Annotated in this window: 14 protein-coding genes and 1 pseudogene; 9 read left to right on the top strand and 6 right to left on the bottom strand. The window is 63.5% G+C overall.

Annotated elements, in window-relative coordinates; translation table 11 throughout:
* The first annotated feature begins 75 nt into the window (after window positions 1-75).
* Entirely contained in the window at window positions 76-282 is a 207-nt protein-coding gene (locus tag EJ078_RS30610; protein WP_127217534.1) for a hypothetical protein, read from the top strand.
* A gap of 108 nt (window positions 283-390) precedes the next feature.
* Here EJ078_RS30610 and EJ078_RS28715 read toward each other — a convergent pair whose 3' ends face one another.
* Complete coding sequence (locus tag EJ078_RS28715) at window positions 391-567, bottom strand: hypothetical protein (protein WP_082953673.1); 177 nt, start codon at window positions 565-567, stop codon at window positions 391-393.
* Between the two features lie 354 nt (window positions 568-921).
* Window positions 922-1255 (bottom strand): annotated as a pseudogene (locus EJ078_RS30920) (ATP-binding cassette domain-containing protein); the annotation flags it as partial.
* Between the two features lie 264 nt (window positions 1256-1519).
* On the opposite strand from EJ078_RS30920, the gene EJ078_RS28705 reads away from it, so the two are divergent.
* Window positions 1520-1912 (top strand): hypothetical protein, encoded by a 393-nt coding sequence (locus EJ078_RS28705; RefSeq protein WP_095800800.1) that lies wholly within the window; start codon window positions 1520-1522, stop codon window positions 1910-1912.
* Window positions 1913-2008: 96 nt separating this feature from the next.
* Here EJ078_RS28705 and EJ078_RS28700 read toward each other — a convergent pair whose 3' ends face one another.
* Complete coding sequence (locus EJ078_RS28700) at window positions 2009-2716, bottom strand: purine-nucleoside phosphorylase (protein ID WP_066992426.1); 708 nt, start codon at window positions 2714-2716, stop codon at window positions 2009-2011.
* 176 nt (window positions 2717-2892) lie between these two features.
* Window positions 2893-5472 carry a PAS domain-containing sensor histidine kinase gene (locus tag EJ078_RS28695; protein ID WP_127217076.1) on the bottom strand — a complete coding sequence of 860 codons (2580 nt, stop codon included), beginning with the start codon at window positions 5470-5472 and terminating at the stop codon, window positions 2893-2895.
* Window positions 5473-5680: 208 nt separating this feature from the next.
* Here EJ078_RS28695 and EJ078_RS28690 point away from each other — a divergent pair, with 208 nt between their 5' ends.
* Window positions 5681-6391, top strand: coding sequence for a flagellar biosynthetic protein FliO (locus tag EJ078_RS28690; protein WP_067319739.1), 711 nt, complete (start codon window positions 5681-5683; stop codon window positions 6389-6391).
* 104 nt (window positions 6392-6495) lie between these two features.
* The gene (locus EJ078_RS28685) at window positions 6496-7866 is read left to right on the top strand and encodes an IS1182 family transposase (protein ID WP_127217539.1); all 1371 of its coding nucleotides are present in this window, start codon (window positions 6496-6498) and stop codon (window positions 7864-7866) included.
* A 169-nt stretch (window positions 7867-8035) separates the two neighbouring features.
* Here the strand turns inward: EJ078_RS28685 and dksA are convergent, their stop codons facing one another.
* A complete protein-coding gene (gene dksA, locus EJ078_RS28680) occupies window positions 8036-8452 on the bottom strand; it encodes an RNA polymerase-binding protein DksA (RefSeq protein WP_040972254.1) in 417 nt (138 codons plus the stop codon).
* Window positions 8453-8707: 255 nt separating this feature from the next.
* On the opposite strand from dksA, the gene EJ078_RS28675 reads away from it, so the two are divergent.
* The 4 genes from EJ078_RS28675 to EJ078_RS28660 all read left to right on the top strand — a co-directional run bounded on the left by EJ078_RS28675 (window position 8708) and on the right by EJ078_RS28660 (window position 12462).
* Window positions 8708-9205 (top strand): histidine phosphatase family protein, encoded by a 498-nt coding sequence (locus EJ078_RS28675; RefSeq protein WP_208720972.1) that lies wholly within the window; start codon window positions 8708-8710, stop codon window positions 9203-9205.
* Between the two features lie 63 nt (window positions 9206-9268).
* Complete coding sequence (locus tag EJ078_RS28670; protein ID WP_095825311.1) at window positions 9269-10732, top strand: YcjX family protein; 1464 nt, start codon at window positions 9269-9271, stop codon at window positions 10730-10732.
* Window positions 10729-11808, top strand: a complete 1080-nt coding sequence (locus EJ078_RS28665; protein WP_095825310.1) for a TIGR01620 family protein — start codon at window positions 10729-10731, stop codon at window positions 11806-11808. Before EJ078_RS28670 ends, EJ078_RS28665 begins: the two co-directional genes overlap by 4 nt.
* 126 nt (window positions 11809-11934) lie before the next feature.
* Window positions 11935-12462, top strand: a complete 528-nt coding sequence (locus EJ078_RS28660) for a hypothetical protein (RefSeq protein WP_245299552.1) — start codon at window positions 11935-11937, stop codon at window positions 12460-12462.
* 68 nt (window positions 12463-12530) lie between these two features.
* On the opposite strand, the gene EJ078_RS28655 is transcribed toward EJ078_RS28660, so the two are convergent.
* Window positions 12531-12848 (bottom strand): hypothetical protein, encoded by a 318-nt coding sequence (locus EJ078_RS28655; protein ID WP_245433041.1) that lies wholly within the window; start codon window positions 12846-12848, stop codon window positions 12531-12533.
* Between the two features lie 221 nt (window positions 12849-13069).
* Here EJ078_RS28655 and EJ078_RS28650 point away from each other — a divergent pair, with 221 nt between their 5' ends.
* Window positions 13070-14905 carry a monovalent cation:proton antiporter-2 (CPA2) family protein gene (locus tag EJ078_RS28650; protein ID WP_127216849.1) on the top strand — a complete coding sequence of 612 codons (1836 nt, stop codon included), beginning with the start codon at window positions 13070-13072 and terminating at the stop codon, window positions 14903-14905.
* Window positions 14906-14912: the final 7 nt, after the last annotated feature.

Here is a 14912-nt window from a genome sequence, read left to right as displayed (position 1 = left end):
GCAGCGTCGGAAAGGAGCGAGGGAAGATTGACCGTCATCCTCGGTGCGTTGCTTACCATCGCAGGCGTCGTCTACATGGCAGGCGCCACTTTGAGGCGCGGACGCCTGAGTGACCCGGCATCTACAGCGCCGGACCGTCCGGCGCCGAACCTGGCAACACCAGGCCCCACACTGGAGCCGCGGCGACGCGGACTCCGTTTCCTCGGCCTGTCTCAGAATTGGCCAGGTCTGGTGATGATGGCAGTCGGCATCATACTGCTGTTGTCGGTGTTCGTCCTCTGACCTTACGGAATGTCGGAGTCTTCGCTCGCAGCCGCGTGCTCGACATCCACCGCTGCGCTTGAAGCTCAGAGCAATTCCGGAACGGTTGAAGTCTTGCGGCTCAAGCCGTCAATGGTGCCCGATTACTTCGTTATAGGCGTCGAGGTCGACGTAAAAAACCTTGGTTATTTCGCCGAGCAGATCATCCTCGTCGTAGCCCTGCGACATCAGGATGTTGATCGCCGTCATGATATCGACGCGCTCGGTCAGCCGCCGCTTCTGATAGTCCTCGACAAAACGTTCCATCGCCTTCCCCTGGCAAGCTTTTGTTGGACGCATCGACCGACAATCACTGCGGGGAAAGCTAGGCGAGCTTGCTTGCGCGGACCTTGCGGGCGGAGCCCGCGCCATCCCCCTTCATCTCGACTGATACGGAAAGAGCCCGACTCACCAAGGCCATGCAAAGACTAGCATGCGCTATTGGCCACACCAGAGCCGTCGAACACTTCGTCATCCTTCCGCGTAACGACGCGAACCGGAGCGAAGACCCAAGGATCCATTCCGTTACTTGGAAGCGTCATTAATGGTGCATAATCCGCAATGATCTAGGCGTCCGCACGAGGAATCTATTCTGCATCGCGAGACCGGCGACGGCGTGCGCAGCTTCGGCCGCATCACCAGCGCCCGCCCGAGTGGCGAGCTGCCGCTGGTCACCGCACAAGTCGCCGCCCGTGCCGCGAAGGCATCTGCCTCAGCACCGCAAACACCTCGAAGACATGCGAAGGAATGTTGCGGTCGCCGCGCCGAAGCGGCGCGAAGCCGGCCTTCAGATTTTCGCGCACCGTGAGCAGCGGAGAAATCTCCCTGCCCTGCGGCACGATGCGATGCCCGACCGGGCGCGGTCATACGCCGCGCTCCGGTCGAGCGCCTTCCCCTCGAAGGCAACCCTTCCGCTCGTCAACCGGTGATGGCCGACGATCGATCTCATCAAACTTGGTTGCAAGCGACGTGCCAAACGCGGACGCATGCGCGGGTCAGGAAAAATAGTCGTTAAATACAAAGACTTACTGCCTGCCAATCGAATAAAACGACGCCGATCAAGCACCCTGGGTTTGAGAAAACGTTGCGCAGCTCTGCCTAGATTTTGCCCAAATCATAAAATGCCCAATGCTTAATCTCGTCTCTGTACCGGCACTCGCCGGCCAGTTGCGGGGCAGCGGCAAAATGGGGCAAGGTCGCCGCCGAAATGAGCGACCGCATGGCCTTCCCGATTCGCATTCTTCTGAGCTTGCTGCTTCTTGCGTCGGCCGTGGGCAAGACCCGCGCGGACTTCGCCGAAGGCAAGCTTCCGGACGGCGTCTATCATTGCGAGGTCTATCTGCTCGGCCTCTTCATCAATCTCGGCGACATCACCATCAAGGGCAATGTCTATAGCGGTCCAGTGACCTTCGGCACGTCGGGAACCTACAACTACCAGATGGACGCCAATGGCGAGATCAGCTGGCTCGGCCCGCTCGGCGGCTATACGAGCGGCGGCAACTCGATCTCGCTGACGCAGGCGACGCTCGACGATCCAGGCGCTCCCTCCTTCGACATCATCATGAAGCAGCAGGACGGCGCCTTTACCGCCTCCACCTGCACGAAACATTGATCGAACAAGGAACTTCGCTTCGATGCTGCGCACAACCTGCCGCTTTATCTGCGGGTCGCCGGTCGACAGCCGAGGGGCAGTTGAAGCGGAAACCGCCTAAGCAGTGACCGCGACTTCCAGTGCCAGGCGGGTCATGTCGGTGAACAGCGCCTGGCGTTCGGAATACTCGGTCTGCTCGTCGGCGGCGACGTGGTCGACCACGGTCAGCAGCGATAGGGCGCGCGCGCCGAACTGCGCCGAAATGCGGTAGAGCGCGCTGGTTTCCATGTCGACCGCCAGCGCGCCGAGCGCCCTGGGCTCGTCGAAGCGGGCGCGGCCATCGGGATGATGGAAGATGTCGCTGCAGACGGTCAGGCCGGCGCTGCAGGCAATGCCGAGATCGGCGGCCCGCTGCAGCGCCAGCGCATGGAGCGCCTCATCGGGGCCGGCCGGCTGGTAAAGTCCGAACACCTGCCCGCTGATCGGGCCCTCGGCGCGCACGGCGCTTGAAACGACCAAGCCCCGCAGCGGAACGTCGTCCGACAATGCGCCGCATGTTCCTGTGCGGATCAGCGTCTTCACGCCATGATAGTCCAGCAACTCATGGGCATAGATCAGGAAAGAAGAGACGCCGATGCCGGTTGCCTGGATGCTGACCGGCTTACCGCGGAAACGGCCAGTGAAGCCGAGGGCGCCCCGACGGAGATTGATGCAGCGCGGCGCCTCCAGAAAAGTTTGCGCCATCCACTGCGCGCGCTCGGGGTCGCCCGGCAGCAGCACCGTTTCGGCATAATCTCCCCTGCCCGCCTCGATGTGCGGCGTCACGCGCTATCACCCCCATGACAGGACCCATCCGATCGCCATCATGGCAGGCTCGCTGCAATGTGCAAGCGATAGCTGTTTAAGACATGTCGTCTAAAAGGGCGCAGCGCTTTTGGGGAAACGACCTGCATCAAGCAATGATCTGAAGCGCGTCCCCTGATCTGCTTCACCGATGCGCTTTAAGATTCCAGCACGTCTTTGACGATCGTCGCCAGTTGCTTGAGCGAGAATGGTTTGGGCAGGAAGCCGAAATGCGCGTCGGCCGGCAGGTTTTTGGCAAAGGCGTCCTCGGCATAGCCGGAAACGAAGACGAATTTTATGTCCGGCTGGCGCTTGCGCAATTCGCCGAGCAGCGTCGGCCCGTCCATTTCCGGCATCACCACATCGGACACGACGATGTCGACCTTGCCGCCGAGTGCCTCGAAGACCTCCAGCGCCTCGACGCCGGAGGAAGCCTCGTGAACGGTGTAGCCGCGCGAAGTCAGCGCCCTCACGCCGCCCATGCGAACGGCGTCCTCGTCCTCGACCAGAAGCACGGTCGCCGAACCTGAGAGGTCCTTCGCAGTGTCGGCCGGCTTGGCTGGAGCTGCCGCCGCCGCAGTGTCGGCAGATTCGCTCGCCTTCTTCACCTCCGTCACGTGACGCGGCAGGAAGATCCGGAACACCGTGCCCTTGCCGACTTCGGAATCGCAGTAGATGAAGCCGCCGGTCTGCTTGATGATGCCATACACCATCGAGAGGCCAAGGCCCGTTCCCTTGCCGACCTCCTTTGTGGTGAAGAACGGCTCGAAGATCTTCTTCAGCACCTCCGGCGCGATGCCGCTGCCCGTGTCCTCGACCTCGACCAGCACATAATCGGCCGGGATAAGCTCGCGATACGGGAACGATTTGCACTCCTCGGCCATGACGTTGCGGGTGCGCACGGTAAGATCGCCGCCGGTGGGCATCGCATCTCGCGCGTTGACGGCGAGATTAACCACCACCTGCTCGAATTGGCCGATGTCGACCTTGACCGGCCACAGATCGCGCCCGTGGTCGATCTTCAGCCTGATATCGTTGCCCACCAGGCGGGCAAGCAGCATGCGCAGATCGGCAAGCACATCGGTCAGGTTGAGAACTTCCGGCCGCAGGGTCTGCTTGCGCGAGAAGGCCAGCAACTGCCTAACAAGCGACGCCGCCCGGTTGGCGTTCTGCTTGATGTTCATGATGTCGGGGAAGGACGGGTCCGACGGCCGGTGGTTGGTGAGCAGGAGGTCCGACGCCATGATGATGGCGGTGAGCACGTTGTTGAAGTCGTGCGCGATGCCGCCGGCAAGCTGGCCGACCGCCTGCATCTTCTGGCTCTGCGCCATCTGGCCCTCGAGCGCCTTCTGCTCGGTAGTCTCGACGGCGTAGACGATGGCCGATTCCTCCGCACCCTCGCTACCGGCGCCGTCGGCGACGGCATTCACGTAGAAGCGGATGTGGCGCTCCTCATGCCCGGGCAGCAACGAGTCGATCGGCTCGATATTGGCCTGCCGCTGCCGCGCCTTCTCGAAGGCGGCAGCGAAGGCCGGCCGGTCGCGTTCATGCACCACGCTTTCGAAACGCACGCGCCGGTCGACAGCGTCTCGGTCGACGACGGACGAAAACAGCGACAGGAACGGCGCATTGGTGCGCAGGATGCGCCCGCCGGCATCGACGCCGGCTATCGCCATCGGCGTCGAGTTGAAGAAACGCGTGAAGCGCACCTCCGAGGCGCGCAGGTCGGCGGACGCGTCCTCTCCCTGGGTGCGGTTGAGCACGATGGTGCGCGTCGGCCCGTTCACTCCTTCGCGGCTTGCCGAAACGCGGTGCATGAAGCGGACCGGCAGTGCCTGGCCGCTCATTGTCGTCAGATCAAGGTCGATGACGGCGTTGCGCGTGGCGCCGGGATCAGCCTTGACCGAGCGGACGAGCGCCATGCCGTCGCCGGCGACGATCTCCGGCAGCGTGACCGCGCCCGGGGTGAAGCTGGCAAGGTCGATGCCTAGCCATTCGGCAAGCGTCGCATTGATATAAGTAACGCGGCCTTCCTGGTCGGCCGAGAAGAAGCCTGCGGGCGCGTGGTCGAGATGGTCTATCGCCTTTTGCAGGTCGAGGAAGAAACGCTCCTGTTCCGCCCGCTCCTGCGAGATGTCTGCGATCTGCCAGGCAAGCATCGGCAGCCGCTGGCCCGGCACATTGAAGGCGCGGGCACGGACGCGGTACCAGCGCGCGCCCGGCTCGGCCCCAGGCTTGATCGACTGCGCCAGGCGAAATTCACCGTCGCCAGCCTGGCCGTCGCGCAGGCCGGACGCCAGCCGGTAGATGGTCATTGAAGCCTCGGGGACGTCCGAAAGCAGCCCCTCGACCGTCTTGAGGTCCGCCGCCGAAGCGGCCCCCGTCATCTCGGCATAGGCCCGGTTGGCGTAGATTACGCGACCCTTGGTGTCGGTGACCAGGAGGCCTTGCGACATTGAATCGACGAACGCTTTGGACAACTCGTCGCCGGTTGAACGCGGGGCGATCTGCACGAAGCCGATCGCCGTCGCGAACAGAAAGCCGACGCCGATCATGGCGAGCACGCCAAGCATGCCGAGCAGGAACGGATCGCCGAGGCGCTCGCGGAACAACCCAAAAACGACCGCCGCGCCGGTCAAAACGACGATGAAGATGATGAGCCTGGCGATGGCGCCCGGACGCGTGTTTTGGTCGACGATCGGTACCGGATAGAAATCGCCGCGCGTTTCCTTGGCCATGTGCCCCCTGCTCGTGATTCCGATGCCCCGACACCCGCGAACGGCCGGTTGAATCACATTCTCCTGTAGCGGAAAAGGCCCGGACGGCAAATGTCCGATAAAATCAACGATTCATGTTTCAAACTGTTCACGATGGGTGATGTCGCCTTGCGGAGGCTAGTCCCTAAGGTCTAGTGTCGCGTCACTTCAAAGGCGATTGGGTGCACCGATGCTGCAGTGGCTGGATAGCGTAGCGGGGCCGGGTTACGTCGCTGCAATTCTATGGACGTTCGCGGCCCTTGTTCTGCTGGTCGTGGTCCTGCTCGTCATCAAGGTAGTCCGCAACCTGACTTTCGGCACCTTCGTTGCCGGGGGCCGGAATCGCAAGACACGGCTCGCCGTCATGGACGCCACCGCTGTCGACAGCCACCGCCGGCTGGTGCTGGTGCGGCGCGACGATATCGAACACCTCATCCTGATCGGCGGCCCGACTGATGTCGTGGTCGAACGAGACATAAGGCTGGCAGCACCTCGCCGTCCGGCGCTGACCGGAGACAGCGGCCAGCAGCAGGCCGCCGCGCCGCGCCCGCGGGCGCCTCAGCCCGCACCCGCCCCGGCCAGGCAGCCGACCGCACCGGCGCCGGCTCCCGTGAGCGAGCCCGTGTCGCGCCCGCGCGCGGCGCCCCCTCCGGCAAAGCCGCCGGTACCGCCTCCCCCGGCCGCGAAAGTCATGCCGCTCCCTGCGTATGGGACGAATGGCACTGGCCGGCAGGCCCCGCCGCAGCCCTCCAACGACTCGATCGACGACACACTGATGCACGAGCTCGAGGCATCGTTGGAGGAGTCCCATTCCAAACCGGCAAGCAAGCCGGCGGCGAAGCCCTCGCTCGATGACGAGATGACCAAGCTTCTCGGCGAGCTGGCCAGCCACAAACGCTGACCCCCAAAGGATTGCCGCTCAAAAAAGAAAATGGCCGGAAAGATCCGGCCATCAGACTGCTGACAAACCCCTGGCGTTTGCCGGGGTTTTTGATTCACTGGGTCATGTTGAAGCGACCCGCCCCTGAACAGACCGCGCTTGAGATGGTGACGTTGGATCAGCTGGTTCCGGCCGATCATCTGTTGCGCAAGATCGATCGATCGATCGACTTCTCGTTCATCCACGGTCTGACGGCGCCATTGTACTGCGCCGACAATGGCCGCCCGCCGCTGGACCCGACCTTGATGTTCAAGGCGCTGTTCATCGGCTACCTGTTCGGAGTGCGCTCGGAGCGGCAATTGGTGCGCGAGATCGAGGTCAATGTCGCCTACCGCTGGTTCCTGCGGCTGAAGCTGACCGACAAGGTGTTCGACGCCTCGACGCTGTCGCAGAACCGTCGTCGGCGCTACCAGGACGAGACGATCGCGCAGGCGATCTTCGACCGCATCGTGGAGCAGGCGATCCTTGCGGGGCTGGTGGACGGGACGGTGCTGTATACCGACAGCACGCACCTGAAGGCCAACGCCAACAAGGGCAAATACGACCTTGCCATGGTCGCCAAGTCGCGTGCCGACTACTGGGGCGAGCTCGACCGCGCCATCGAGACGGAACGGGCGCTGCACGGTCAGAAGCCGCTGAAGCAGAAAGAGCGCAAGCCGCCGGTCAAGCAGACCAAGGTCTCGCGCGCCGATCCGGAGGCCGGCTACATGGTGCGCGAGGGCAAGCCGAAGGGCTTCTTCTATCTCGATCACCGCACGGTGGACGGTCGTTGCGGCATCATCACCGATACCTTCGCCACGCCGGCCAACATGCATGACTCGATCGTCTATCTTGGCCGGCTCGACCGCCAGGTGGAGCGCTTCGGCTTCGTTGTGGCGGCGGCGGGGCTGGATGCCGGCTATGCCACGCCAGGCATCGCCAAGGGGCTGGAGGACAGGAACATCCGGGGCGTCATCGGCTATCGCAACCCGACCCCGCCAAGGCCCGGCAAGATGAGGAAGAGCGCCTTCGTCCATGAACCGGATCGGGACGGCTATCGTTGTCCGCAGGGCCAGTTGCTCACCTACGCCAGCACCGATCGCGGCGGGTATCGTCATTACAGAAGCGATCCGGCCATCTGCCGCGACTGTCCGCTGCTGGCCTCCTGCACCTCAAACGCCAAGGCCGAGCGCACCATCACACGCCATGTCTGGCAGGATCAACGCGAGCGCGTCGATGCCAACCGGCTCACGGCTTGGGGCAAGGCCATCTACCGGCGTCGCAAGGAGACGGTCGAGCGATCCTTCGCCGATGCCAAGCAGCTGTTCGGCCATCGCTACGCCCGCTTCCGAGGGCGAACCCGCGTCGCCTGCCAGTGCCTGATCGCAGCCGCCGCCCAGAACATGAAAAAGATCGCAATCAGCCTCTGGCCAAAGCCCAAACCGGTCCTCGCCTGAGGCCAAATCTGCGTCGGCGGCCTCCTGACATCCGCTCCCGCCACCAATTTCCCAAGCGCAATCAATCTGCAAAACAAAACCCCGCCGAAAATCGACGGGGTTCGTCAGCAGTCTGATGGCCGGAAAGATCCGGCCATTTTCGCAAAACCTGCGTCTGTCCCAACCGGCGTCAGTCGTCGCGGTAGACCTTCTCGCGGCGTTCGTGGCGCTCCTGCGCCTCGATCGACAGCGTCGCGATCGGGCGGGCGTCGAGCCGCTTCAGCGCGATCGGCTCGCCGGTTTCCTCGCAATAGCCATAGGTGCCTTCGTCGATCCGCTGCAGCGCGGAGTCGATTTTCGAGATCAGCTTGCGCTGGCGATCGCGGGCGCGCAGTTCGATGGCTCGGTCGGTTTCGGAAGAGGCGCGGTCGGCTAGGTCGGGATGGTTGGCGTTTTCTTGCTGGAGGATTTCGAGTGTTTCACGCGCTTCGCGAAGGATGTCATTCTTCCATGTGATAAGCTTCTGGCGGAAGTATGATTTCTGCCGTTCGTTCATGAACGGCTCGTCTTCGGAGGGTACGTAATCGGCGGTAACGATGTCGTTCATTCGACTCACCCAACAACCCCAAATTTGGCGCCTATATATTCGCGGACAAGGGGCTGCACAAGCGGAAACAATAACAGTTTCACGCATTTGTTAGTCTTCGCAGCAGCAGGCATTCGCGGCGGCCATTTCTCAACGGTCGGGATCGAAATCATCAGCGATTCGGCGCGGTTGCGCGTCCTATGCCATTGTGCACGACACCGTTCTGGTGACTAATCGCCAAAACGCTCAGCGTATTCAACATAAAGGGGGAGCCGGTTGAGCAGACTTTATCTGTTGAGGCATGCCAAAGCCGGATGGGCGCTGCCCGGTGTTCGTGACTTCGATCGTCCGCTCGACGAATCGGGCATGGCCGACGCTGAGGCGATGGGTGACGCCATGCGGGCCCGGGACTACGTGCCGGATGTCACGCTCTGCTCCAACGCCAAGCGAGCACGGCAGACCCTGGAAGGCCTTGCGGGCCGCACCGACACCGGCCGGGTGCTGTTCTTCGACACACTCTACAGCGAAGATGCCGCCGGTTACCTCGAAATCATTCGTAAGAACGGCGGGGCCGGCTCATTGCTGGTGATCGGCCACAATCCGATGACCGAGGACCTGGCCATGGCGGTGTCGGGCGATGAGACCGCGCGAGGCATGCTCAACCACGGCTTTCCCACTTCCGGACTCGCCGTCGTGCGTTTTCCCGGCAATCTCGGTGAAGCAGGCCAAGGCCGTGGTTATCTCGAGGCCTTTCTCAGTCCCGCCGATCTCTGACACCATTTCAAACGCCTTGCCCAAGGCCTATATCGGGCCCTGACGGGCGACCCAGAGGCAGATTTGGCATCATCGCTGACCACTTTCACCGACGAGGCGAGGATTGCGCTCGACACGTTGTCGGGCCGGGCCGCCGGGCTCTTCTCCCCATCCCTGCGACTGGGCGTCACCGGCCTCTCCCGCGCCGGCAAGACGGTGTTCATTTCCGCTCTCGTCCATAACCTTATCCATGGCGGGCGGCTGCCGCTGTTCGAAGCGCAAAAATCGGGCCGCATCGCCCGCGCCTTGCTCGAGGAGCAGCCGGACGACGCCGTCCCGCGCTTCCAGTACGAGGACCATGTCGCGGCCCTGGTCGACGACCGTGTCTGGCCGGATTCGACGCGCGCGATTTCAGAGCTGAGGCTGACCATCGAATACGAGTCGGCCTCCGGCTGGAACCGGCTGTTTTCGGCCGGAAAGCTGTCGATCGACATCGTCGATTATCCCGGCGAATGGCTGCTTGACCTGCCGCTGCTCGGTAAATCTTTCGCCGATTTTTCGCGCGAGGCGGTGGAGCTGGCCGCCCTGCCGGTCCGCTCCGACCTGTCACAGGCGTGGCAGGAGCTGGCCTCCTCAGTCGATCCGGACGCCGACGCGGACGAGATGACGGCGCGCCGTCTCGCCGAAAGCTTCGCCGCCTATCTCACGGCCTGCAAGCTCGACGAACGTGCGCTGTCGACGCTGCCGCCGGGTCGTTTCCTGATGCCGGGCGATCTCGAAGGCTCGCCGGCGCTGACCTTCGCGCCGCTGATGAAATTGTCGGAACGGCGCCGCCCCGGATCGCTGCAGGCGATGATGGAGCGCCGCTACGAAGCCTACAAGACCCATGTCGTAAAACCGTTCTTTCGCGAGCATATCACCCGTCTCGACCGCCAGATCGTGCTGATAGACGCCATGCAGGCGCTCAACGCCGGCCCGGCCGCCATGGCCGACCTCGAACGGGCCGTCACCGAAATCCTCTCCTGCTTCCGACCCGGGCGGGGCAATTTCGTCACCGACCTGTTTTCGAGGCGCATCGACCGCATCCTGGTGGCGGCGACCAAAGCCGACCAGTTGCACCACGAAAGCCATGACCGGCTGCAGGCGATCGTGCGCCGCCTGGCCGACCGGGCGGTGGCGCGGGCCAATTTCAGCGGCGCCGATGTCGATGTGGTCGCCATGGCGGCGGTGCGCTCGACCCGCGAGGGCACCGTGAAGCAAGGCCGCGAGACATTGCCGGTGATCATCGGCACGCCCTTGAAAGGCGAGAAGATCAACGGCGAGACATTCGACGGCAAAGCCGAAACAGCCATATTTCCCGGTGACTTGCCGGAAAAGGTCGATCCCGTGTTCGACGTTTCCGGGCAGCAGGCGGAAAACAATGCGATCCGTTTCGTGCGCTTTCGTCCGCCGAAGCTCGAGCGGACGGCCGAAGGCGTCACGCTGTCTTTGCCGCATATTCGCCTCGACCGCGCGCTTCAGTTCCTGATCGGAGATCGTTTGGCATGAATCCGCCCCGCAAACCGGCGGCCTTCCGCATCGAGCCCGAGCCCGCGCCAAGGCACGAGGCGCCGCAGAAGCGTGGCGCCGAACAGCCCGTGCGCAGGCCACGCGCCGCCAGGGCCGATGTCGCCGTGGTCATTCCCTCGGAGATCGACGTTTTCGACCAGCCGGATATCGAGCAGGCCCCGCCGCCACCGGCGACCGCTCCAAGGAGGCGCTCGCTGCTGGCACGCCTGTTTTTCGGAGCTTTCGGCGTGCTTGTCTCGCTCGCGGTGGGCCTGTGGACGGATCAGCTCATCCGTGATCTTTTCGCGCGCGCCGAATGGCTGGGCTGGCTGGCGGCCGGCATGGCGGCCATCGCGCTTTTGTCGCTGCTGATCGTCCTGATCCGCGAGTTCCTCGCCATCGCACGCCTCGCTGAGGTCGAGAAACTACAGCGACGGGCCGTGGATGCGGTGGCGCGCGACGACCCCAAGGCCGCGCGCGCTCTGGTCGACGAGCTTTCCGCCTTCGTCGCGGCAAAACCGGAGACCGCGGCCGGCCGCCGCTCGCTCGCCGAATTGCGAGGCGAGATCATCGATGGCGCCAATCTGGTGCGGCTCGCCGAGACCGAGATTCTGTCGCCGCTCGATGCCCGCGCCAAGATGATGATCCTGGAGGCCGCGAAGCGCGTCTCGCTAGTGACGGCGGTCAGCCCGCGCGCGTTGGTCGACGTCGCCTATGTCGTGTTCGAAGCCGGCAGGTTGATCCGGCGCCTGTCGGAACTTTATGGCGGCCGTCCCGGCACGCTGGGCTTCTTCCGCCTGGCGCGCGGTGTGCTTGCCCATCTCGCGGTGACCGGCTCGATCGCCGTCGGCGACAGTTTCGTGCAGCAGATCGTCGGCCACGGCCTTGCCGCGAAGCTCTCGGCAAAGCTTGGTGAAGGCGTCGTCAACGGCATGATGACGGCGCGCATTGGCATCGCGGCGATGGAAACGACGCGCCCGCTGCCGTTCATTGCGGTAAAGCGACCGGGGCTAGGCGATTTCCTCTCGGCATTGACCTCGTTCGCGACGCGAAAGGATGGCCGAAGCGAGCAGTAAGGTAAATGCAGAAACGGTCGCCAGTGACGAAGCATTAACCAATCTTCTTCATGGTCACTCTGGTTCCAACAGCAGACTCGTTCGTGCCGGGTGTTGTCAATGAGAAGCGTAATCTTGTCCTGCGTCATGACCGCAACGGTTGCGGCCGCCGTACCGCTCGGCCTCGTCGAAAGGGCCTTTGGAGCAGAGGCTGACAAGCAGTTTTTCCGCTCGGTCGAAGGCAAATGGGTCGGCCCCGGCGAAATCATCGCCGGCAAATACAAGGGCACGAAATTCACCTGCAATTTCAACGGTTCCACGCCAGACGGCAAGGTCGGCATGACGCTGGACGGCGACTGCCGGGTCGGCGTCTTCACCCAGAAGATGTCGGCGACGGTCGAACGCCGGGGCCGGGATGGCTACAAAGGCACTTTCATGGGCGGCTCGACCGGCAACGGCATGGACATTGTCGGCGGCAATGTCGTCGATCCCCAAAAGGTCGTCTTCACCATTAACCGCAATCAGTTGAACGGCGTCATGCAGGCGCGCGTTCCCGACGACAATTCGATGACCGTGACGGTCGCCGTGCGCGTCGACAAGCAGCTGGTGCCGGTCATCGGCATGAGCCTAAAGCGGGTCGACACGGTCGAAGTCGGCTCGATCGCGAAGAACTGAGCAAAGGCGATCGAGGAAGACAAAAGGCGGCAGCCAATGGCCACCGCCTTCTTTCGTTTTGACTTGGCTCAACCCTTGATGGCGGCAGTCACTTCGTCATATGCCTTGCAGGCTTCGTCCAGCGTCGTGGCATTCTGATATTTCGTCGTCACGGCCTGCACCTTGGCCGTCAGATCAGCCGCCTTGCTCGGATCCTTGGTGATTGCTTCCTGAAGCGCGGCAGCCATGTCCTGCGCCTTCTTGGCGGCGATCTCCTGTGTGCACTCCGGTCCCTTCGAACAGGCCGAAACGGCCAGCGCCGCAACGCCAACGGCAACGAGCAAAAACTTCTTCATGTCAGTCATCTCCTCAAAAAAAGGCAGCGGCCCATCGCCGCTGCCCTCCAATGGCTGAAGCTCCATAGCCAAAGCCTACCGGCCTTAACCTTTGATTGTGGCGGCGCGCAACGACCGGGCTCCGTAAACTTGTGTACGAAGCTGCAGCGGGAGTTTGCCTGACGGCACACGTTCGTTTTCGGGCCGACACCCCTGCTCTTCCTGCCAGGCCCCTGCCCTTGCCTCGCACTCCCGCTGCATGCAAGGAGTGCTGAAACGAAAGGACGGTAGTCATGGCGGCTGAAGCATCGGGCAGCGATCTCGTACAGGTAGTGGCGCTGCTCGCTGCCGGCGTGATCGCCGTGCCGATCTTCAAGCGCATCGGGCTGGGCTCCATCCTCGGCTATCTCGCTGCCGGTGTGGTCATCGGGCCGTTCGGCCTCCGCATTTTTTCCGAATCGGAAGCCATCCTTCACGTCGCCGAGCTTGGCGTCGTCATGTTCCTGTTCATCATCGGCCTGGAAATGCAGCCGTCGCGACTCTGGGGCCTGCGCCGGGAAATCTTTGGTCTCGGCGCGCTGCAGGTTGGCGTCTGCGCCGTTCTGTTGACGCTTGTCGGCCTGGCCGGAGGCTTTCCGATCGCGCAATCCTTCGTCGCCGGCGCCGGCTTCGTGCTGACCTCGACCGCGATCGTCATGCAACTGCTCGAGGAGCGCGGCGAGATCGCCGCGCCCAAAGGGCAGCGCATCGTCTCGATCCTTCTGCTCGAAGACCTGATGATCGTGCCACTTCTGGCGCTGGTGGCGTTCCTGGCGCCGGGGGGCGCGGAGACCAGCATGTCTGAGCGCTTGACCGAAGTGGGGATCGGGATCGCGGCGATCGTCGGCCTCGTCGTGGCCGGTCGCTATCTGCTCAACCCGCTCTTCCGCATCCTGGCCGATGCCCGCGCCCGCGAAGTGATGACGGCCGCCGCCCTGCTGGTGGTGCTTGGGTCGGCGCTAGCCATGCAGCTTTCCGGTTTGTCGATGGCGATGGGTGCGTTCCTCGCCGGCGTGCTGCTCTCCGAATCGACCTTCCGCCACCAGCTCGAAGCCGATATCGAGCCGTTTCGCGGCATCCTGCTCGGCCTGTTCTTTCTTGCCGTCGGCATGTCGCTCGACCTTGGCGTCGTCGCCCAGAACTGGCGCCTAGTCGCCATTTATGTCGTCGCCTATATGGTCATGAAGGGGCTCGGCATCTATCTGGTCGCGCGTATGCTCAAGAGCGGCCATCGCGAGGCGCTCGAGCGCGCCGTCGTCATGGCGCAGGGCGGCGAATTCGCCTTTGTGCTCTATTCCTCGGCCGCCGTCGTCGGCATCATCGACGGCCAGGCCAATTCCACGCTGACCGCAATCGTCATCATCTCCATGGTGCTGACGCCCGTGGCTATCTTGGCACTGCGCTACCTCACCCCGCGCGACGAGCAATCGCTGGAAGGCGTCGACATCGCCGACGGGCTAACCGGCAGCGTGCTGATCATCGGCTTCGGCCGCTTCGGCCAGATCGCCAGCCAGCCGCTGCTTTTGCGCGGCCTCGACGTCTCGATCATCGACAATGAGGTCGAGATGATCCAGGCGGCGGCCGATTTCGGCTTCAAGGTCTATTACGGCGACGGCACGCGGCTCGACATCCTGCGTGCGGCGGGCGCTGGCCGCGCGCGCGCCGTGCTGATCTGCGTCGACAAACCGGACGTGGCCGTGCGCATCGCGCAATTGATCAAGGCGGAATTCCCGCTGGTTACTATCCTGGCGCGTGCCTTCGACCGCGGCACCGCGCTGCAACTCATCCGCGCCGGCGTCGACTATCAGTTGCGCGAGACCTTTGAATCGGCGCTGGTCTTCGGCGGCTCGGCCCTGGAAGCGCTGGGCGTCGATCCGGAGGAGGTAGCCGAGGTGATCGAGGAAGTTCGCCGCCGCGACACAGCTCGCATCGAGACACAGCTCGCCGAAGGTATCCGCGCCGGCCAGCGCTTTCTCAAAGGCAATATCGGCACGCCGATCCCGACCCCGCTCGCGCAGCCGCGCCGCGCCGGCCGGGCGCTGAACGAAGAGACGGCCGGCGTGCTGAACAAGGCAGAGACGAAGAGCTGAGGAGCAA

Source organism: Mesorhizobium sp. M1A.F.Ca.IN.022.06.1.1, assembly GCF_003952605.1.
Classification (GTDB): domain Bacteria; phylum Pseudomonadota; class Alphaproteobacteria; order Rhizobiales; family Rhizobiaceae; genus Mesorhizobium.
Note: the sequence above shows the minus strand (reverse complement) of the source record. Positions and strands in the feature narration are given on the sequence as shown.